The sequence below is a fragment of the Actinomadura napierensis genome (genome assembly GCF_039529375.1).
GTDB lineage: Bacteria > Actinomycetota > Actinomycetes > Streptosporangiales > Streptosporangiaceae > Spirillospora > Spirillospora napierensis.
Map to the genome: position 1 here is coordinate 33,335 of NZ_BAAAMR010000036.1, position 19,929 is coordinate 53,263.

19 protein-coding genes are annotated in these 19,929 nt (G+C 73.6%); 13 read left to right on the forward strand and 6 right to left on the reverse strand.

Annotation, left to right across the window (positions count from 1 at the left end; translation table 11 throughout):
* Positions 1 to 11: 11 nt before the first annotated feature.
* The 4 genes from ABD296_RS21150 to ABD296_RS21165 form a co-directional block, all read right to left on the reverse strand.
* Complete coding sequence (locus ABD296_RS21150) at positions 12 to 884, reverse strand: alpha/beta hydrolase family esterase (RefSeq protein WP_344269621.1); 873 nt, start codon at positions 882 to 884, stop codon at positions 12 to 14.
* Positions 885 to 980: 96 nt separating this feature from the next.
* Entirely contained in the window at positions 981 to 2,249 is a 1,269-nt protein-coding gene (locus tag ABD296_RS21155) for an MFS transporter (protein WP_344269624.1), read from the reverse strand.
* On the reverse strand, positions 2,246 to 2,713 hold the full coding sequence (locus ABD296_RS21160) for a MarR family winged helix-turn-helix transcriptional regulator (protein WP_344269627.1): 468 nt from the start codon (positions 2,711 to 2,713) through the stop codon (positions 2,246 to 2,248). The genes ABD296_RS21155 and ABD296_RS21160 overlap by 4 nt, the downstream gene beginning before the upstream one ends.
* 188 nt (positions 2,714 to 2,901) lie before the next feature.
* Positions 2,902 to 4,584, reverse strand: a complete 1,683-nt coding sequence (locus tag ABD296_RS21165) for an MFS transporter (RefSeq protein ID WP_344269630.1) — start codon at positions 4,582 to 4,584, stop codon at positions 2,902 to 2,904.
* A gap of 464 nt (positions 4,585 to 5,048) precedes the next feature.
* Here ABD296_RS21165 and ABD296_RS21170 point away from each other — a divergent pair, with 464 nt between their 5' ends.
* The 3 genes from ABD296_RS21170 to ABD296_RS21180 all read left to right on the forward strand — a co-directional run bounded on the left by ABD296_RS21170 (position 5,049) and on the right by ABD296_RS21180 (position 8,339).
* Complete coding sequence (locus ABD296_RS21170) at positions 5,049 to 6,089, forward strand: phosphotransferase family protein (RefSeq protein ID WP_344269633.1); 1,041 nt, start codon at positions 5,049 to 5,051, stop codon at positions 6,087 to 6,089.
* Between the two features lie 115 nt (positions 6,090 to 6,204).
* Positions 6,205 to 6,657, forward strand: a complete 453-nt coding sequence (locus tag ABD296_RS21175) for a MaoC family dehydratase (protein ID WP_344269636.1) — start codon at positions 6,205 to 6,207, stop codon at positions 6,655 to 6,657.
* Positions 6,658 to 6,692: 35 nt separating this feature from the next.
* Positions 6,693 to 8,339 (forward strand): long-chain fatty acid--CoA ligase, encoded by a 1,647-nt coding sequence (locus ABD296_RS21180; protein ID WP_344269640.1) that lies wholly within the window; start codon positions 6,693 to 6,695, stop codon positions 8,337 to 8,339.
* 124 nt (positions 8,340 to 8,463) lie between these two features.
* Here the strand turns inward: ABD296_RS21180 and ABD296_RS21185 are convergent, their stop codons facing one another.
* Positions 8,464 to 9,069, reverse strand: a complete 606-nt coding sequence (locus ABD296_RS21185) for a TetR/AcrR family transcriptional regulator (RefSeq protein ID WP_344269643.1) — start codon at positions 9,067 to 9,069, stop codon at positions 8,464 to 8,466.
* A gap of 230 nt (positions 9,070 to 9,299) precedes the next feature.
* Here ABD296_RS21185 and ABD296_RS21190 point away from each other — a divergent pair, with 230 nt between their 5' ends.
* From ABD296_RS21190 to ABD296_RS21225, 8 genes are all read left to right on the forward strand, one after another.
* Positions 9,300 to 10,082 carry an ABC transporter ATP-binding protein gene (locus ABD296_RS21190; RefSeq protein ID WP_344269646.1) on the forward strand — a complete coding sequence of 261 codons (783 nt, stop codon included), beginning with the start codon at positions 9,300 to 9,302 and terminating at the stop codon, positions 10,080 to 10,082.
* A complete protein-coding gene (locus ABD296_RS21195; RefSeq protein WP_344269649.1) occupies positions 10,075 to 10,782 on the forward strand; it encodes an ABC transporter ATP-binding protein in 708 nt (235 codons plus the stop codon). Before ABD296_RS21190 ends, ABD296_RS21195 begins: the two co-directional genes overlap by 8 nt.
* Entirely contained in the window at positions 10,782 to 11,660 is an 879-nt protein-coding gene (locus ABD296_RS21200) for a branched-chain amino acid ABC transporter permease (protein WP_344269652.1), read from the forward strand. Before ABD296_RS21195 ends, ABD296_RS21200 begins: the two co-directional genes overlap by 1 nt.
* 4 nt (positions 11,661 to 11,664) lie before the next feature.
* A complete protein-coding gene (locus tag ABD296_RS21205; protein WP_344269654.1) occupies positions 11,665 to 12,858 on the forward strand; it encodes a branched-chain amino acid ABC transporter permease in 1,194 nt (397 codons plus the stop codon).
* Positions 12,740 to 14,092 carry an ABC transporter substrate-binding protein gene (locus ABD296_RS21210; RefSeq protein WP_344269657.1) on the forward strand — a complete coding sequence of 451 codons (1,353 nt, stop codon included), beginning with the start codon at positions 12,740 to 12,742 and terminating at the stop codon, positions 14,090 to 14,092. The genes ABD296_RS21205 and ABD296_RS21210 overlap by 119 nt, the downstream gene beginning before the upstream one ends.
* 144 nt (positions 14,093 to 14,236) lie before the next feature.
* The gene (locus tag ABD296_RS21215; protein ID WP_344269659.1) at positions 14,237 to 14,836 is read left to right on the forward strand and encodes a sulfite oxidase-like oxidoreductase; all 600 of its coding nucleotides are present in this window, start codon (positions 14,237 to 14,239) and stop codon (positions 14,834 to 14,836) included.
* Complete coding sequence (locus ABD296_RS21220) at positions 14,806 to 15,558, forward strand: ferredoxin reductase (protein ID WP_344269662.1); 753 nt, start codon at positions 14,806 to 14,808, stop codon at positions 15,556 to 15,558. Before ABD296_RS21215 ends, ABD296_RS21220 begins: the two co-directional genes overlap by 31 nt.
* A gap of 3 nt (positions 15,559 to 15,561) precedes the next feature.
* On the forward strand, positions 15,562 to 15,867 hold the full coding sequence (locus ABD296_RS21225; RefSeq protein WP_344269665.1) for a DUF6510 family protein: 306 nt from the start codon (positions 15,562 to 15,564) through the stop codon (positions 15,865 to 15,867).
* A 26-nt stretch (positions 15,868 to 15,893) separates the two neighbouring features.
* On the opposite strand, the gene ABD296_RS21230 is transcribed toward ABD296_RS21225, so the two are convergent.
* Positions 15,894 to 16,709, reverse strand: a complete 816-nt coding sequence (locus ABD296_RS21230; protein WP_344269668.1) for an SAM-dependent methyltransferase — start codon at positions 16,707 to 16,709, stop codon at positions 15,894 to 15,896.
* A gap of 233 nt (positions 16,710 to 16,942) precedes the next feature.
* Between ABD296_RS21230 and ABD296_RS21235 the strand changes: the two genes are divergently transcribed.
* Together ABD296_RS21235 and ABD296_RS21240 are read left to right on the forward strand one after the other, a co-directional pair.
* Positions 16,943 to 18,964 (forward strand): bifunctional phosphatase PAP2/O-acyltransferase family protein, encoded by a 2,022-nt coding sequence (locus ABD296_RS21235; RefSeq protein WP_344269670.1) that lies wholly within the window; start codon positions 16,943 to 16,945, stop codon positions 18,962 to 18,964.
* Entirely contained in the window at positions 18,964 to 19,845 is an 882-nt protein-coding gene (locus ABD296_RS21240; protein ID WP_344269672.1) for a DMT family transporter, read from the forward strand. Before ABD296_RS21235 ends, ABD296_RS21240 begins: the two co-directional genes overlap by 1 nt.
* Positions 19,846 to 19,929 lie beyond the last annotated feature (84 nt).

Sequence of the window (19,929 nt, forward strand, 5' to 3'; positions counted from 1 at the left end):
GGCGCGACTCGTCAGGCCGCCGGTTTCGGCAGCGATGGACGGGAGTCGAAGAACTCGCCGATCAGCTTGCTGGCGTAGTCGGGCCATTCGTGGCCGCCCTGCTGCTTCGTGCACAACGCGACCTCGACGGCTCCGGGGCCGGTGCCGACGCAGCCTTCCGGGCCGTCCGGCACGGGCCATGAAAGCGCTGGAAGTTTGTCCACCCATCTCCAGAACTCCATCAGCACCTGCACGCCGATGAACGGGAAATGCACGTCGGCGTCCATGTTCCCGCCGCCCGTATAGGGCACGGACGGGTCCCACGTCCCGTGGAAGGCCAGGACCGACACCGGCCGCTTCGGGGTGCAGCCGATGGCGAGCGCGCCCGACACCACGGCGATCCCCGCGACCTTGTCGGACCGCTCGCACGCGTAGCGGTAGGCCATCCCGCCGCCGTTGGAGAACCCGGTCATGAAGACCCGGCCGGGATCGGCGACGCCCTGTTTCACCAGCGTGTCGATGAGCTTGTCGAGGAACCCGACGTCGTCGACGCCCGCCCAGCGGGCGAACCAGCAGCAGGCGCCGGCGTTCCAGGTGCCGAGCAGCCCGTCGGGGTAGGCCACCGCGTAGCCCTCCTCGTCGGCGACCTTGTCGAGCCCGCTCTGGTTCTCCACGTACGCGGCGTCGTTCAGCCCGCCGTGCAGCGCGACGATGAGCGGAAGCCGCTTCCCGGGTTTCAGGTTCGGCGGCGTGTGCAGCAGGTAGGGGCGATCCCAGTCGCCCATGGCGATGGTGTGCTCGGTGGTTCCAGGAGCGTTCTGTGCCGCTCCGGCGGGCAGGGGGTGGGCGATGAACGCGGCGAGCAACGCCGCCACGATCATCGCCGCCCGCACGGCGATCTTCATGGGGTGATCCAACCCCGCCGCCGGGCCGTCCGGCTACGCATCCGGCCGCACAAAAGATCGCGGCGATTTCGTGCCCGGCGCACAGAAGGCGGGCCCCTACGAACCGGACCCCGAGCCCGCCTCGGCCGCCTCGGTGACCTCGGCGTCCGGCCCGCCGCCGGACGCCTCCGCGTCGACCTCGGCCTGGTTGCGCTCCGCGCGCGTGAGGTCACCGTGCCCGATGGCGAGGACGACGATGCCGAGCGCGATCGCGGCGGCGCCGACGGCGAACGGGACGTGGATGTTGGCGTGCTCGGCCATCTTCCCCGCCGCGAACGGGGCGAGGCCGCCGCCGATGAACCGGACGAACCCGTAGGCCGCCGACGCGACCGGACGCTCCACCGGCGCGACCATCATCACCGCCTGCGTGGTCACGGTGTTGTTGACGCCGATGAACACCCCCGCGACGATCACCGCGACGATCAGCGTGGCCTGCGAGTTCACGAAGATCGCGATGACCGCCACGTCCACCGCGAACAGCGCCAGGTTGAAGTACAGGGTGCGGGCGAGGCCGAGCCGGCGCTGCAGCCACGGCGCGCCGAACACCGCGAAGACCGCGACGAGCAGGCCCCAGCCGGTGAACACCAGGCCGAGCCTCAGCGCGCTCAGGTGCATCGGGAACGGCGCGTAGCCGAGGACGGTGAAGAAGCCCCAGTTGTAGCAGAGCGCGGTCAGGCTCATCACCAGCAGGCCGCGGTGCCGCAGCGCCTTGATCGGGTCGGCGATCGAGGTCTTGCGCGCCGGCTTCGGCTGCGGCCGCACGAGCGTGATCGTGGCGATCAGCGCGATCGCCATCAGCACCGCGACGCCGTAGAAGGGACCGCGCCAGCTGACGTCGCCGAGCAGCCCGCCGAGCAGCGGCCCGACCGCGATGCCGAGCCCGAGCGCGGACTCGTAGGCGATGATCGCGCCGCTGAGCCCGCCGCTGGCGGACGCCACGATGACTGCCAGGGACGTCGCGATGAACAGCGCGTTCCCGAGGCCCCAGCCGGCCCGGAACCCGATGATCCCGGCGATGCTGCCGGACGTCCCGGCGAGCGCGCTGAACACCACGATCAGGGCGAGGCCGGCGATGAGGGTGCGCTTGGCGCCGATCCGGCTGGACACGAACCCGGTCACCAGCATGGCGACCGCGGTGACGACCAGGTAGCTGGTGAACAGCAGGGTGACCTGGCTGGGCGAGGCGTGCAGGTCCGCGGAGATCGCGGGCAGGATCGGGTCGACCAGGCCGATGCCCATGAACGACACCACGCACGCGAACGCCACGGCCCACACGGCCTTCGGCTGCTTGAAGGGGCTCTGCGCGCCCGCGGACGGCTGACTCATTCGCACTCTCCGGAAGCAGGTGTGTCGGGGACGCCGGAGGCGGCGCCGGCCAGCCGGTCCAGGGCCGGCAGTGCGGCGGCGATCGCCTCCCGGTCGGATGCGGGCAGCCCGGCCAGCAGCTCGGCCAGCCGCTTGGCCTGCCCCGCCCGCCGGCGCGCCAGGTCGGCGCGGCCGGCGTCGGTGAGGTGCACCGCGACGACCCGGCGGTCGCCGGGCAGCGCGCGGCGCTCGGCCATCCCCTCCCGTTCCAGCCGGGACACCAGCTGCGTCATCGCCGGCTGCGTGACGCCCTCCAGCGCGGCCAGCTCGGTCACCCGGCACGGGCCGCGGCGTTCGAGCGTGGCCAGCGTCGACACGGTCGTCATGGACAGGTCGCGGGGCAGCGACAGCGAGCGCATCAGCGAGTACAAGCGGCCGAGACCGGCCGCCAGCTCCAGCTCGTCGAGCGGAGACTGCGCATCCATGTCCGACATATATCACTTACTTCTATAAGGTGCCTATAGGTTCGCCTGGCTAAGTTCCCGGCGAGGCCCGGAAAGCAGCGATCCACCGGCCGGGACGTCCCGGCCGGTGGATCGGCTCGTCTCGCGTCCCGCCGCCGGGCGTCCCGGCCTGGGGCGTGCGTGTCGGATCAGTGCGTCGGACCCGTGCGTCAGCCGAGCGCGGCCATCTCCTGCTCGATGGCCTTCTGGTGCGCCTCGGCGTCCTCACGCGCCTTCCGCGGGCTCCAGCGCCCGCTCATGATGAAGATGAACGGGATGAACACGACCTGGCCGCCCAGCGCCACGTACCACCAGGTCTGCCACTGCCCGGGGCCGTCCTTGGCCGCCTTCTGCACCTCGGTGCCGTGCTCCTTGAGGATCTTCAGCTGCGGCTGGGCCTTGGCCACCGCCTGCAGGCCGGGCACGCCGACCTCCTGGGCCGCCCGCGCCTGCAGCTCCGGCGGCGCCTGCCCGGGCGGGTACTTGCCGAGCTCGGCGAAGATCTGCGGGTGCGCGGTCGTGATCGCGAGGGCCTGCTGCGCCTGCGCCGACGCGGCCTTCACCTCCGCGCCGTGCTCCACGATCGGCGTCACCGAGTTCACCACGATCGGCACGAACAGCGCCGAGCACGCCACGACGATGCGCAGGATCCAGCCCCACACGGCCAGGCCGGTCGCGGTCGCCGCCGGGTTGTGCTTCTCCACCGTCTCGGTGAAGCCCGCCATCCACGGCGCGTACGCCAGCCCGCCGAAGATCCCGATCCCGACGAACAGCCAGGCGAAGTCGTAGTAGCCGGTCTTCGGCTCGGTCGCCCAGGAGGCGAAGACCGCCGTGCAGACCACCGAGCCGATGCCGCCGACCAGCATCAGCGGCTTGCGGACCTTCAGCCGGTCGGAGATCAGGCCGGCGACGACCAGCGCGATCGCGTTCGCCGCCCAGTACCAGTTGCCGAGCGCGTTGGTGCGCTGCTCGCTGTAGCCGAACGTCGCGGAGAAGTAGACGACGAAGTTGCCGACCGCCGCGTAGTACAGCAGCAGGTAGACGCTGATCGCGAAGGCCGAGCCGACGACGTCCAGCCGCATCATCTGCCGCCAGCTGCCCTTCAGCTGCGCCTCCGGGTCGATGCCCCGGGCCCGCGCCTCGATCAGCGCGCGGTCGCGCATGGACACCATGACCTGGTCGCGCAGCGCCGGGGACAGCTCCCGCAGCCCGAACAGCGCGATGACGAACACCACGAGCGCCGCGATGCCCGAGAAGGTCAGCTCGTCCTGCCAGCTGGAGGAGTCGAGGGTCGCGCTGGTCACGGTCGTGACCACGAGGCTGCCGATGACCGGGCCCATCGTCCAGTAGCCCATCGCGGTCGCGCGGCCGAGCTGCGGGGAGAAGTCGCGGATCAGCGCCGGGGTCGCGACGAGCACGATGCCCTCGATCAGGCTGAGCACCGCGAACAGCGCCAGGTAGACGCCCTTGTTGGGGGAGTGCGGCAGCACGAGCACGATCACGCCCGCGACCAGCAGGCCGTACACGACCAGGTTCGCGCGGCCCCACCGGTCGGCGAGCCCGGCGAACAGCGACGCGAACGCCCCGATCGCGTTGCCGATCACCGACAGCATGATGAAGTAGCCGAAGGTCATGCGGTAGTGCTCCATGATGGAGGTCGCCACCGCGTACTGGATGTAGAGCAGGTAGTACAGGACGATCGTGGTGAGCACCACGATGCCCAGGTACAGGTAGCGGCGCCCCGTCTCCGGGTAGTGCGGCAGGTCGCGCCGCCACAGCCGTGCCGCGAGGCCGGGCGGGGCCGCCGCGCCGCCGGGCGCGACGCCGTCGTTGGTGGACGATGAAACGGACATGTAAGGGACTCCTCCGGGCGCTGGTCTCCCCCGAGAACCGGTCCTGCGAAGGGAGCGGGCCGCCGGCCGCGGACTCCCCGGCTTGCGCCGGGCCGGGTCCGCGTCCATGGCCGCTCCCGTACGGGGTGCCTTGGGCGATGGCGAGTGCCGCGTCGCCGCCGCCGTCGCGGGGACGGCTGCGCGGACGGGGCCGAAGACCTCCTCCTGCTCCTGCTCGGCCACGGTGGCGAAGCTCACACCGCTTCGCGTGTGCCGCAAAAGTAATGCCGCCAACCGAGAATGGCAATGGGGATTCGGCTATTGCATACCAACTGGTCGGTATGGTGTCATCGGCGCACCGATGCCTGCCTGGTGGGGGCGCAGACCGGGAGCCTCCGGCTCATCGCGGTGAGCGTTCCCAACTCGTTATCTTGCGCCATACCGACCGGACGGTACAAGTGCTTGGATCGGCCAAGGAGGGCGCATTGCGGGTATTCGAAGACGGGGACGTCCCGGGCCTGCCGCTCGACCGGTTCCGCCGCCGCCTGGAGCGGTCCGCGGCGGGCGCCCCGTGGCCGGCGGGCGCGGGCCCGCTGCGCGCCCGGGTGGTCGCCGGCGGACGCTCGAACCTGACCTACGAGGTGACCGACGGGTCCCGCTCCTGGATCGTCCGGCGCCCGCCGCTCGGCCACGTCCTGGCGACGGCGCACGACATGTCCCGCGAGTACCGGGTGATGACGGCCCTGGCCGGCACGGCCGTCCCGGTCCCCGAGACCTACGCCCTCTGCGAGGACCCGGACGTGCTCGGCGCCCCGTTCTACGTGATGGAGATGGTCGAGGGGACCCCCTACCGCAGCGCGTCCGAGCTGGTCCCGCTGGGCGCGGAGCGGGTGGCGGCGATCGCCGGGCGGATGATCGACACGCTGGTCGACCTGCACCGCGTCGACCCGGCCGAGGTGGGACTGGCCGATTTCGGACGGCCCGCCGGCTTTCTCGAACGCCAGGTGCGCCGCTGGAAGAAGCAGCTCGACGCGTCCCGCAGCCGCGAGCTCGACGGCGCCGCCGAACTGCACGCGCTGCTGGAGGCGAACATCCCGCCCGAGTCGCCCCCGGCGATCGTGCACGGCGACTACCGGCTCGACAACCTCCTCGTCGGCGCGGACGACCGGATCGCGGCCGTCCTGGACTGGGAGATGGCGACGCTCGGCGACCCGCTCACCGACCTGGCGCTCCTGCTGGTCTACATGCGGCGGACGACGCCGTCCTCCGCCGAGGCCGACGCGACGCGGGCGCCCGGCTTCCCGCCGCCTGAGCAGGTGGTGGCCCGCTACGCCGAGCGCAGCGGCCGCGACCTGTCGGCGATCGGGTTCTACGTCGGGCTGGCCTGCTTCAAGCTCGCGGTGATCTCCGAGGGCATCCACTACCGCTACCTGCACGGCCAGACGGTGGGGGAGGGGTTCGACGCCATCGGGGCCGCCGTCGAGCCGCTGCTGCGCTCGGGCATCGCCGCGCTCAAGGGCGCCTGACCGCCCTCCGGACCGTTCCGGCCCGCCCGCTCCCGACGTTGCATACCAACCGGTCGGTATGTTGTCATCATGGCGTCCACGGAGCGGGCGCGCGCCCGGCGGAGGAGGCAACGCGGTGAGGACTTTCCAGGGCATCGACGAGTACGAGAAGGCCGTCGGCACCCATCTCGGCCACAGCGAATGGCACACGATCACGCAGGAGCAGGTGAACGGGTTCGCCGACGCGACCGGCGACCACCAGTGGATCCACGTCGACCCCGAGCGCGCGGCGAACGGCCCGTTCGGCGGCACGATCGCGCACGGCTACCTCACCCTGTCGCTCCTGCCCATGCTGATGTCGGAGATCTCCCGGGTCGAGGGCCTGCGCATGGGCGTCAACTACGGCTCGGACAAGGTCCGCTTCCCCGCTCCCGTCCCGGTCGGGTCGCGGGTGCGCGCCGGCGCCGAGCTCGTCTCGCTGGAGCGCACCGCGCAGGGCGCGCGGGCCAAGGTCCGCGTGACCGTCGAGCGCGAGGGCGGCGACAAGCCCGTCTGCGTCGCCGAGGTCCTGTCCGTCCTGGTCGGCTGACCGCCTCCCGCCCCCCACCCACCGGAGAGACCGCCATGATCCCCAGCACCATGCAGGACTTCCCGCTGTCGGTCGCCGCGATCCTGCGGCACGGCCGCCGCGTCTACGGGCGCAGCGAGTGCGTGACGTGGACCGGCGGCGGCGAGCCGCGCCGCGCCACCTTCGCGCAGGTCGCCGAGAACGCCGAACGCCTCGCCGCCGCGCTGCAGCGGCTCGGCGTCCGGCAGGGCGGCCGCGTGGCGACCTTCTGCTGGAACGACCAGGAGCACCTGGAGGCGTACTTCGCGGTGCCCGCGATGGGCGCCGTCCTGCACACCCTCAACATCCGGCTGTTCCCCGAGCAGCTCGCCCACATCATCAACCACGCCGACGACCAGGTGATCGTCGTCGACGACAGCCTCGTCCCCCTCCTGGCACGGGTGGTGGACGAACTGCCCGCCGTCGAGGCGTTCGTCATCGTCGGCGACGGCGACGGCGCGCCGCTGGAGGCCAACCGCAACGGCGCCCCCGTCCTGCGGTACCACGAGCTGCTCGCCGCCGAGGAGCCCGGCTACGAATGGCCGGAGGTGGACGAACGGTCCGCCGCGTCCATGTGCTACACCAGCGGCACCACCGGCGACCCCAAGGGTGTCGTCTACTCGCACCGGTCGACGTTCCTGCACGCCATGGCCGTGCAGTCGGCGTCGCTCGTCGGCATCACCGAGTCCGACCGGGTGCTGACGATCGTCCCGATGTTCCACGTCAACGCCTGGGGCCTGCCGTACGGGGCGTTCCTTTCCGGCGCGACGCTGCACATGCCGGGCCCGTTCATGCAGCCGCAGCACCTCACCGAGTTCATCGCCCAGGAGAGCAGCACGCTCGCCTCCGCCGTCCCCACCATCTGGAACGGCATCCTCGCCCACGGCGAGCAGCACGAACTCGACTTGTCCTCGCTGCGCGCCGGCACGTCCGGCGGCGCCGCCGCGCCCCGCTCGCTGCTGGAGGCGTTCCAGGACCGGTACGGGCTGCGCATCATCCAGGGCTGGGGCATGACCGAGACCAGCCCGCTCGGCGGCATGGCGTTCCCGCCGCCCGAGGTGGAGCCCGGCACGTCCGAGGAGATGGACTGGCGGCTGAAGTCCGGCCGCGTCGCCGCCGGCGTCGAGATGCGCATCGTCGACGACGCGGGCCGCGAGCTGCCCTGGGACGGCGAGTCCGTCGGCGAGATCGAGGTCCGCGGCCCCTGGATCACCGGCGCCTACCACCGCGACCCCGCGCCGGAGAAGTTCCACGACGGCTGGCTGCGCACCGGCGACATCGGCACCATCGACGACCGCGGCTTCTACCAGATCACCGACCGCGCCAAGGACGTCATCAAGTCCGGCGGCGAATGGATCAGCTCCGTCGAGCTGGAGAACCACCTGATGGGCCACCCGGCCGTCGCGGAGGCCGCCGTCATCGGCGTCCCCGACCCGCGCTGGGACGAGCGGCCCCTCGCCTGCGTCGTGCTCCGCCCGGACGCCACCGCGTCCGCCGCCGAGCTCGCCGACCACCTCGCCGCGAAGGTCGCCCGCTGGCAGGTCCCCGAGTACTGGACCTTCATGGACGAGATCCCCAAGACCACCGTCGGCAAGTTCGACAAGAAGCCCCTCCGCGCCCGCCACCAGAACAAGGACCTGAAGATCGAGCACATCGAGCGCTGACCCACCCTCGGGGCCCTGCCCGACGGCCGACAGGCCGTTTCACCGCGGAGCGCCAGCGGAGCGGAGAAACGGCCTGTCGGCCGCAACGGGGGTTCCAGGGGGTCGTCCCCCTGGGAAAACAGGGCTAAGCCTGCTTCAGCCCGTTGAGGAGCAGGTCGACGTAGTGCTCGGCGATGGTGCGGGTCTTGAGGCGGCCGCCGGGGCGGTACCAGGCGCCGATCTGGTGGACGGTGCCGAAGAAGAAGTGGACGGCGATGTCGGCGGGCGTGTGGGCGCGGAGGGAGCCTTCGCGCTGGCCCTCCTCGACCAGGTCGCGGAAGCACTCGTGGTAGCGGCGCCGTTCCGCGCGGACGGCCTCGCGGCGGTCGCGGGGGAGCAGGTGGGTGGAGCGGAAGAAGACGGTGAAGTCGTCCAGGTAGAGGAACGAGGTCTCCAGGACGTCGAGGGCCGCCGCGCGCAGCCGCTCCTCGGCGCTGCCGGTCCCGCCGGCGATCTGCTCCAGCCGGCGCATCTGCAGGCCGAGCAGCCGGTGGTAGATCTCGTAGAGGAGGTCGTCCTTGGAGCCGAAGTAGTGGTACATGGCGCCCTTGGTGACGCCGGCGGCGTTGACGATCTCCTGGACCGAGGTGCTCTCGAAGCCCTTCTCGGCGAACATCCGGGTGGCCACGGCGAGCAGCCGATCGGGCAGGGGCACGTCGTCGGACAAGCGCCCCGCTGACGTCTGCGTCAAGACTCCACCTCCGTCCGGGGCCGGGGCCCCGCGCCGCCACGCCGCCGCCCGTGATCAGTCGTCAGCCTACCGGTCGGGAACGCGATCCAAGAACGGTGCCGCCGAGGCGGGTAGAAACCGGCTGTTGACGGCGCCGCCCCCCGATTCTATCTTCAGTGGAATCCGACCAGTCGGTATGTACAAATGGCCTCGGGGGAAGTCGCGCGAGTTTCGTCCGGCGAGGTGACGACATGTCCGGCGGCCCGTCGCAATCCCTGGAACTACGAGAGGTGACCGTCCGCTTCGGCGGGCTGGTCGCGCTGGAGAAGGTGTCGCTGTCGGCGCCGCCGGGCCGGGTCACGGGCGTGATCGGGCCGAACGGGGCGGGCAAGACGACCCTGTTCAACGTCGTGTGCGGGTTCGTCCGGCCGCGGTCGGGCGAGGTGCGCTGGCGCGGCCGGGCGCTCGGCCGGCACCGGCCGCACCGGCTGACCCGGCTCGGCATCGCCCGCACCCTGCAGGGGCTCGGGCTGTTCCCCGGCCTGACGGTGCTGGAGAACGTCATGGTCGGTGCCGACCGGCACGCGCGGGCCGGGTTCGGCTCCGGGCTGCTGGCGCTGCCGCGCGCCGACCGCGACGAGGCCGCGCTGCGCGAGCGGGCCCTGGCCCGGCTGGACGAGCTGGGCGTCGCCGGGGAGGCGGCACGGCGGCCCGGCGAGCTGCCCTACGGCGCGCAGAAGCGGGTCGCGCTGGCCCGCGCGCTGGTCGCCGACCCGGACCTGCTGCTGCTCGACGAGCCCGCCGCGGGCCTGTCGGCGGCCGAGATCGAGGAGCTGGCCGCGCTGATCAGGGGCCTGCGCGGCGGACCGGTGGTGGTCCTGGTCGAGCACCACATGGACCTGGTGATGGGCGTGTGCGACCAGGTCGTGGTGCTGGACTTCGGGAAGGTCATCGCGTCCGGCTCGCCCGCCGAGGTCCGCGACGACCCGGCCGTCCTGGACGCCTACCTCGGCGAGGAGGTCCGCGATGCTTGAGGTCGCGGGCCTCACCGCCGGGTACGGCGCCGTCCGGGCGCTCGACGGGGTGGACCTGACGGTCGAGAAGGGGTCGCTCACCGCCGTGCTCGGCGCGAACGGCGCCGGCAAGACGACGCTGCTGCGGACCGTGTCCGGCCTGGTCCGGCCGCGCGCCGGCCGGATCGCGCTGGACGGCCGGGACCTCACCCGCATGGCCGTCGAGGAGATCGTCCGGCTCGGGGTGGCGCACGTGCCGCAGAGCGGCGGCGTCATCACCGAGCTGACCGTCGCGGAGAACCTGCGGCTCGGCGGGCTCTGGCGGCGCGACCGCAGGGCGCTCGCCCGCCGGATCGCCGAGATGTACGAGCTGTTCCCGCCGCTCGCGGCGCGCCGGTCCCGCGCCGCCGCGACCCTGTCCGGCGGCGAGCGGCAGATGCTCGCGCTGGCCCGCGCCCTCGCGGGCGCGCCGCGGCTGCTGCTGGTCGACGAGCCGTCGCTCGGCCTGGCGCCGCGCGTCGTCGCCCGGCTCATGGCGGTGCTGCGCCGGCTGTGCGACGAGGACGGCCGGACCGTCCTGCTCGTCGAGCAGAACGCGCGCAGCGCCCTGTCGGTCGCCGACCGCGCCGTCGTGCTCGACCTCGGCGCGGTGGTGGCGTCCGAACCCGCCGCCGTGCTCGCCGCCGACGCCCGGCTCCGTCACGCCTACCTGGGGTTCTGATGGTCCGCTTCGTCAATCTCACGCTCGCCGGGATCACGCAGGGCGCGGTGTTCGCGGCGGTCGCGCTGGCGCTGGTGCTGATCTGGCGCGCCACCCGCGTGGTGAACTTCGCGCAGGGCGGCATGCTGATGTTCACCACGTTCCTGGCCTGGACGGTCGTCCACGACGGCGGGTCGTACTGGCTCGCGCTCGGCGTCGCGCTGGCGTCCGGGCTGGTCATCGGCGCGGTCGCCGAACGGGTGCTGGTGCGGCCGGTGGAGGGGAAACCGCCGCTGAACGCCGTGATCGTCACGCTCGGGCTGTACGTGCTGCTGCAGGCCGCCGCCGGCATGATCTGGGGCGACACCCCGCACTCCTACCCGCCCGCGTTCACCATCAAGGGCCTGTCGGCGGGCGGGACGCGGCTGCTGCTGTCGCCGTTCGACCTGTTCGTCATCGGCGCGGTCGCCGTGGTGACGGCCGCGCTGACCCTGCTGTTCGTCCGCACCGGGCTCGGATTGAAGCTGCGGGCCGCCGCGTTCGCGCCGGAGATCGCCCGGCTGCAGGGGGTGCGGGTCGGCCGGATGCTCACCCTCGGCTGGGCCCTCGCCGCGCTCGTCGGGTCGCTCGCCGGGGTGCTGGTCGCCCCGTCGGTGTTCGTCGGGCCGTCGCAGTTCGACGCGATGCTGGTGTTCGGGTTCACCGCCGCCGTGATCGGCGGGCTGGACAGCCCGGCCGGCGCCGTCGCCGGCGGGCTGCTGCTCGGCTGCGCGCTCAGCTACGTGTCCGGCTACGTCAGCTCCGACCTGGTCACGTTCGGCGCGCTCGCCGCGCTGATCACCGTTCTGATGATCCGGCCGAGCGGGCTGTTCGCCGCGCGCGCCGGACGGAGGGTGTGACGTCATGGGCGCCTTGCGCTCCACGCTGGCGCGCCACCTCGCGGGCGCGGCGGCGGGCCTGCTCGCGCTGTACGTCCTGACGACCTCCGTCGGCCCGTACCGGGACCTGCAGATCGCCCAGGCCGCCTACCTCACCTGCGCGGTCGCCGGGCTCACCGTGCTGACCGGGCTCGGCGGCCAGATCTCCCTCGGGCACGGCGCGTTCATGGCGGTCGGCGCGTACACGGCCGCGCTGGTGTCCGCCCACTGGGGCTGGCCGCTCGCCGCGATGCTCGTCGCTGCGGCCGCGGTGACCGCCGTCGCCGGGGTCCTCGTCGGCTCGGTCGCGGCCCGGCTGCAGGGCCCCTACCTGGCCGGGGCCACCCTCGCGTTCGCCGTCGGACTGCCCGGCCTGGCGAACTACTCCCATCTCACCGGCCTGCTCGGCGGGCAGAACGGGCTGACCGTCACCCCGCCCGTCCCGCCGGCCGCGCTCGGCGAGACGTTCCCGCTGGAGCGCTGGCAGGCGTGGATCGCCTGCATCGGCGCGGTCGTCACGCTGTTCCTGCTCGCCAACCTCACCGGCGGCCGGTTCGGGCGGACGCTGCGGGCCGGCCGCGACGACGAGATCGCCGCCGCGCTGTGCGGCCTGCGCGTCGCGCGGCTGCGGATCGCCGCCACCGTGGTGTCGGCCGCGTGCGCGGGCCTGGCCGGCGGTCTGCTGGCGGTCGTGGCGACCCTCGCCGCGCCCGGCGCGTTCCCGCTCACCCTGTCGCTGCAGCTCATCGCGGCGATCATCATCGGCGGGCTCGGCACCCTGCCGGGCGCCGTGTGGGGCGCGCTGATCCTGGTCTTCGTGCCGTCGTGGGCGTCCGATACGGCCTCCTCGTCGGGGCTGTCGCACGACGTCGCCTCGAACCTGCCCCTCGCCATCTACGGCCTCGTCCTCATCGCGGTGACGCTGGCCTTCCCGCGCGGCCTGCAGGGCGGGCTGCGCGACATCGGCGGCGCCGTCCGGCGCCGCCTCCCGCCGCCCGTCCGGCGGTTCGCGCCGGGCGGCGGCGCACCGGGGGTACCGGCAACGCACCGAGGAGGAGCAGATGAGCCGACCACCGAACGAACGGACCCATCGGGGCCCGCAGGGCCGGACGCGGCGCGCGGTCGCGCTGACGACGGCGGCGACGGTGCTGGCGGCCACGGCGAGCGGCTGCGGCGGTAGCGGCGGCGGGGACGGCAAGTCGTCCGCGCCCGGCGTCACCGCCACCACCGTCACGATCGGCAGCCACCAGCCGCTCACCGGCCCCGCCGCGCCCGGCTACAGCGCGAACTCCGCGGCGTCCAAGGCGTTCTTCGACTACGTCAACGCCCACGGCGGCGTGCACGGCCGCAAGATCGTCTACAAGTACGTGGACGACGCCTACAACCCGACGCAGACGGTCGGCGTGGTGCAGAAGCTCGTCCTCCAGGACAAGGTCTTCGCGATCTTCAACGGGCTGGGCACGCCCACGCACTCCAAGGTCGTCGACTACCTCAACGCCCAGCGCGTGCCGGACCTGTTCGTCGCGTCCGGATGCGGCTGCTGGGACGAGCCGAAGAAGCACCCGCAGACGTTCGGCTGGCAGGTCGACTACATCCGCGAGGGCAAGATCCTCGGCGACCACATCAAGAGGACCTACCCCGGCAAGAAGGTCGCCTACTTCTACCAGAACGACGACTTCGGCCAGGACGGCGTCAAGGGCCTCGACAAGTACATCCCGTCCGGGCAGGTCGTGTCGCGGCAGACCTACCAGCCGGGCGCCACCGACGTCAGCGCGCAGGCCCAGGCGATCGCGCAGGCCAAGGCGGACGTGGTCGTGCTGTTCAGCATCCCGACCTACACCGCGCTGTTCCGGCTGGCGTCGCTGAAGCTGAACTTCAAGCCCACGTTCGCGGTCAGCAACGTCGGCTCGGACCCGATCACCCTCGACGGGCTGCTGGAGAGCTTCGCCAAGTCCGGCGGGACGAAGCTGCAGGGCAGCCCGCTGATCCAGGGCATGGTCACCGACGGGTACCTGTCGTCGCCGGGCGACGCGTCCAACAGCTGGGTCCAGCTGTTCCGCAAGATCCACGACCAGTACATCCCGAAGCTGCCGTTCAACGGCAACATCGTGTACGGGATGTCGGCCGCCTACACCTTCGTCCAGGCGCTGCAGAACGCCGGGCAGAACCCGACCCGCAAGAGCCTGGTGGACGGGCTGGAGAAGACGAAGCTGACCGGTCCCGGCCTCGTCCCGTTCGCCTACAGCGCGCAGTCGCACGCCGGGTACACCGGCGCGCAGATGGGCGTGATCAAGGGCGACGTGATCGTCCCGCAGGGGCAGCCGGCGACCACCGACGACGGCGACGGCCCCATCCAGCCGTACACCGCCCCGCAGCCGCAGGCGCCCGCCAACGGCGTCCCGCCGGCGGGGTGACGGCCCCGCCGCCGTCCCGCGCGGACCGCCCCCCGGCCGCGGGACGGCGGCGGCCCGGCCGCCCTCCGGCTCCCCGGAGGAGTCGGACCGCCCCTGACCGGGAAGGATGCCGGGATACGAGCGTCCGGACGAACAGGAGCGGAAATGGGCATCGTCTCGCCGGGCTTCCACGGCAGGCGGCGGCGGTCCGACGTGAAGCTGCCGCCCGGCCAGTACCTCACCGAGGACTTCCCGGTCCTGTCGGCGGGCCCGACGCCCCGGGTCGGCACCGACGCGTGGGAGTTCGTCGTCACCACCGAGACGGGGACGCGGCACCGGTGGTCGTGGGCGGAGTTCCGCGCGCTGCCCGCCGAGACCCCCACCGTCGACATCCACTGCGTCACCAAGTGGTCCAAGCTCGCGACGACATGGACGGGCGTGTCCCTGGACACCCTCCTCGCCGACGTCGAGACCACGGCCGACTACGCCCTCGCCCGCTCCTACGGCGGCTACACCACCAACCTCCCCCTGCAGGACCTGGTGGACGGGCAGGCATGGCTGGCCTACCGCTTCGACGACGAGGACCTGGCCGCCGAGCACGGCGGCCCGGTACGGCTGCTGGTGCCCCATCTGTACTTCTGGAAGTCGGCCAAGTGGATACAGGGCCTCGACCTGCTCACCGAGGACGAGCCCGGCTTCTGGGAGACGGCCGGCTACCACGACTACGGGGACCCATGGCTGGAACAGCGGTACCAGGGGGACTGAACCGGCTGCGGTGGCGGGTGGCGCGGCTGGCGGAGGCCCGCGACGAGACGCCCACCGCGCGGACCCTCGTGCTCGACGTCCCCGGATGGCCGGGCCATCTGGCGGGCCAGCACGTGGACGTCCGGCTCACCGCGGACGACGGCTACAGCGCCCAGCGCAGCTACTCGCTCTCCGCCCCGGCCGGCGGCGACCGCGTCGAGCTGACCGTGCAGAACGTCCCGGACGGCGAGGTGTCCCCGTACCTGACCGAGGTGTTCTCCACCGGCGACCCGGTCGAGGTCCGCGGCCCGGTCGGCGGCTGGTTCGTGTGGCGCCCGGACGACCCGTCGCCCGTCACGCTGGTCGCCGGCGGGGCCGGCGTCGCGCCGCTGATGGCGATGGTCAGGGCCCGGCGCGCGGCGGGGTCGAAGGTCCCGTTCAGGCTGGTGTACTCCGTCCGGGCGCCCGGGGAGCGGTGGTACGCCGGCGAGCTGCGCCGCCCCGACCCGGGTGTCGAGGTCTTCCCGCTGTACACGCGCGCGGCGCCGGACGGCTGGCCCCGGCCGCCGGGACGGCTGGCGAAGGCCGACCTGGCCGCGTCGGTGTGGCCGCCGGAGTTCGACCCGGCCTGCTTCGTGTGCGGGCCGACCGGGTTCGTGGAGGCCGCGGCCGACCTGCTGGTCGCCCTGGGGCACGACCCGCGCAGGATCAGGACCGAGCGCTTCGGGCCGAGCGGAGGCTGAGACATGCAGGCGGAGGAACCGGGCCGGCAGGCCGTCGTCTACGAGGACACGGGCGCGTACCAGGACGGCAACGCGCTCGCGGGGCCGCTGAGCGAGGTGTTCGGCGTGGACGTCACCCGGGCGGCGGTGCGGTGCACGGAGTGCGGGCTGGCGGGCCCGCTGCCCGCCCTGCGCGTCTACTCCCGCGCGCCGGGCGCCGTCGCCAGGTGCCCGGGCTGCGAGAACGTGGTGCTGCGCCTGGTCATCGGCAACGGAACCGCCTGGCTCGACCTGCGCGGCACCGTCGGCCTCCGCATCCCCCTCGCGTAGCGCGCGGACGTGCTGCGGCGCCGAGGCTAGGGTTTGCGGGCGACGCCGCTGAACTCGTCCACGTCCTCGGCGTCCTCGGCCGACGGGTGCGGCCGCCAGCGGTTGCACGGGACCACACCCGGCTCCAGCAGGTCGAGGCCGTCGAAGAAGCGGGTGATCTCCGCGCCGCTGCGCAGCGTCATCGGCGGCTTCACCCGCTCGTTCCGCAGCCGCACGACCTCCTCGGTCGCCGCGCCGTGCACCTCGCTGGTGCTGTGCGCGATCACCAGATGGCCGCCGGAGGGCAGCGCGTCCTTCAGCGTCCGGACGATCGAGTACGCGGTGGGCGTGTCGTCGATGTAGATCAGCACGCCGAGCAGCATCACCGCGACCGGCCGGGAGAGGTCCAGCGTCCGGGCCGCCTCCGCCAGGATCCGCCCGGGCTCGTGCAGGTCCGCGTCGATGTAGGCGGTGGCGCCCTCGGGAGTGCTGGTCAGCAGCGCGCGGGCGTGCGCCAGGACGAGCGGGTCGTTGTCGACGTACACGATCCGCGACTCGGGGGCGAGCGCCTGCGCGACCTGATGGGTGTTGTCGGCGGTGGGCAGCCCGGTGCCGATGTCGAGGAACTGCCGGACGCCCTCCTCCAGCACCAGGTGCCGGACGGCCCGGCCGAGGAACTCCCGGTCGGCCCGCGCCAGCCGGACGATGCTCGGGTACATCGCGGCCATCTGGTCGCCGACGCGGCGGTCGGCGGCGTAGTTGTCCTTGCCGCCGAGCCAGTGGTTCCAGATCCGCGGGGCGGCCGGCACGGTCGGGTCGATCCCCTCCGGCGCGGTCTCCTCCGGCGGCGGGACATCGGTCACGGCTGCGGCCCCTCTCGTCGGGTCTCGTCCGCGGGCGCGCGCCCGGGATCCCAACGTAGATCACCGCCGTCCGGCGGACCACCGGCTTCGCCGGAAAGTCCTGGTCGAAGCGGTTCTGTGGGGCTGCGCCGCGGAACCGGCGGCGATCGGCCGCCCCCCGCATGGTCGTCGCGATCGATCGTGGGGAGGATGATCGGAGGGGGTGGTGCGATGGCCGAGGCGGGAGGAGCGGCGTGACCCGGTGCGAGGCGGCCCCGTCCGGTGCGCGCGGGGAGGGCCGCGGGCGCGCCGCCGCGGCGGCGCGGGAGATCGCCGGCGGGCTGGTCGTGCTGGCGGTGTACCTGACGTTCACGCACGCCTTCGCCGGATCGCGGGCCGTCAGCGACGCGCACGGCCGGTCGCTGCTGGCCCTGGAGCGCTGGGCGCATCTGGACGTCGGGCACCAGCTCAACGGCGTGCTGATCCGGCACGGATGGCTCGGCGCCCTCGCCGCGTGGGAGTACGCGACGACGTACGTGCTCGCCACGTTCGGGTTCCTCGGCTACCTGTGGTGGCGGCGGAACCCGGCCTACCCGTGGGCCCGCAACATGCTGATCTGGATCACCCTCATCGCGATCTGCTGCTTCGCGGCGTGGCCCTCGACGCCGCCGCGGCTGCTGGCCGGCGAGGGGTACACCGACATCATCGCGCTGCACCATCCGCCCGCCACCTGGGGGACCGGCGCGGTCTCGGCGGGCGCCAACCCGTACGCGGCGATGCCCAGCCTGCACATCGGCTGGGTGGCGTGGATCGGCGTCACGGCCGTCCGCGCCCGGTGCGGGGCCGCCGTCGCCTGGCTGTGCGGCCTGCACCTGGCGGTCACCGGCCTGGTGATCGTCGCGACCGCCGCGCACTACGTCGTGGACATCCCGGGCGGGCTGCTGCTCGTCCCGGCCGCGGCCGGCGCCGAGGCCCTCCGCTCGCGGCTCGTCCGGGGCGGGCTCGGCCGGAGCCGCCGTCAGGGGCAGAATCCCCGTGAGGGCGCGGAACCGGACATGCCCTCCGCATCGCGGACGGCCGCCGGCGCGCTCTCCCCATCCGCCGAGAGCCCGGAGGTGCCGCAGGTCGTGGGAGCCGTCGCGGAGTTCGCCGGGCCGGGGCCCGCGGCCGGGCGCGTGCGGGCGCTGCTGGCCGAGCGGCTGCCGGACGTCCCCCGCCTCACCCGGCGGCCCGGCCGGGCCGGTGCACGTAGCGCGCGCGGGGAGAACGCGGGCGAACTCGACCTGGCCTGGCACGTCCGGGAGTCAGGGGTGCCGGCGCCCGGCGACCGCCGCGCGCTGGACGGCCTGGTCGCGCGGCTGGCCGCGGAGCCGTTCGACCCCGGCCGTCCACCGTGGCGGCTCCACCTGCTCCGGGGCGGCGGCGAGCGCCCGGACGCCGTGGTCGTCCTCGTCCACCGGGCCCGCGCGGACGGCGCCCGCCTCCTCGAACTGCTGCGCGGCGTCCTCGAGCGGCCGGGGGAGACGCGGGAGCCCGCCGGATCCGCCGAGCCGTCCCGCACGGCCGTGCTGCCCGTGCCCGCGCCGCCCGCCCCGCCCGACATGGCTCTCCCGCCTGACAAGGCCGTCCCGGCCCCGGGCCCCGGGCACGGCTTCGGGACCGTCACACTTCCGCTCCAGCGGGTCCGGGAGGTCGCCCGCGCCGCCGGCGCGCGGGTCGCCGACCTGCTGGCGGCGATCGCCGGGGATGCGCCCGCCGGGCGGGGGGCCGGACCGCCGGGCGGCTGGACGCTGCGTGTGGCCGTCCCATCGCGGAGGTGGCCGGGCGAGGGACGCGCCGCCGCCCTGGACGGGCTCGACGGCGCGCGCTGGCTGGACGTCCCCGTCGACGCCAGGCCGCTCCGCGAACGGCTCGAAGCGGTCCGCAGGCAGGCCGGGGAACGGGGACGTCCCGCAACCCGCCCCGGCGTGCGCGGGGACGCGTTCGCGGGCGCCGTCGTCGCGAACGTGCGCGGACCGTCCGGGCGCCTCCTGCCGGCCGGGGCGCCGGTCGGCGACGTGCACCTCGTCCTGCCGCCCGCCGGAGGCCTGCCGGTCGCGGTGGCCGCGCTGAGCCGGGACGGGTCCCTGCACGTCTCGGTGATGGCCGAGGCCCGGGTGCTGCCCGAGCCGGACCGGTTCGCCGACGGCCTGCTGCGGGCCTTCGAGAAGCTGGCGGCGGAGTTCGGCGCGGGCGCCGGGCCCGGCCGCAGCGGCGAGCGGACCGGAACGCCCTGATGGCCTGGTCCGCCGCGTTCAGCGTGCTGGCGGCGCTGCTGTTCGCGGGCGCCGCCGCGCTGCAGTACCGGGCGGCGCGGCGCGCGGTGGGCGAGGGCAAGGGCCGGGTGCCCGCCGTCCGGCTGATCGGGGCGCTGCTGCGCGACCCGGTGTGGCTGGCCGGCTGGGCCTCGAACCTGGCCGGGTTCATGAGCCAGGCCGTCGCGCTGCACTTCGGCTCCACCGCGCTGGTCCAGCCGCTGCTGGTCACCCAGCTGGTGTTCACGATCCTGCTCGGCGCCGCCGTGGTCGGCCGCCGCCCGGCGCGCGGCGACCTGGTCGGCGGGATCGCCGTCACGGCGGGCCTGGCGGTGCTGTTCACCGTGCCGGGCGCGATCCCGTCGCAGGGCGAGCCGTCCCGGCCCCGGCTGATCCTCGCCGGCCTGGTCGCCGTGCCGTTCGTGCTGGCGCTGTCGCGCGCCGCGAACATCCGCCGCGGGACGATCCGGGCGGTGCTGCTCGGGGTCTGCTCCGGCCTGATGTTCGCGGCGACCGCGGTGCTCATCAAGCTCACCACCGCCGACCTGGTCGAGCGCGGCGTCGCCGCGACGGCCCTCGACTGGCCCGGGTACGCGCTCGCCGGGTCCACGCTGCTCGGGCTCGTGCTGGAGCAGAAGGCGTTCGCCGCCGGGTCGCTGCCCGCCGCGATGACCGCGATGACGATGACCAACCCCGTCGCGTCCTACGTGCTGGCCGTCTTCGCCTTCCACACCGAGCCGCCGCACTCGTTCTCGGCGTTCGCCGCGGTCGGCCTGAGCGCCGTCCTGCTCACCGCCGGGGTGACCGTGCTGTCGCACTCGCAGTCCGCGCCCGGCCGCACCGGCGAGCCCGCCGCCCCCTGACCGGCGGCGCGCCTGTAGCGGACGAAAAGGGCCGCCGGCGGAACCTTCCCGGCGTTCCGGAGATCCAACCGGGCGTCGGATCCC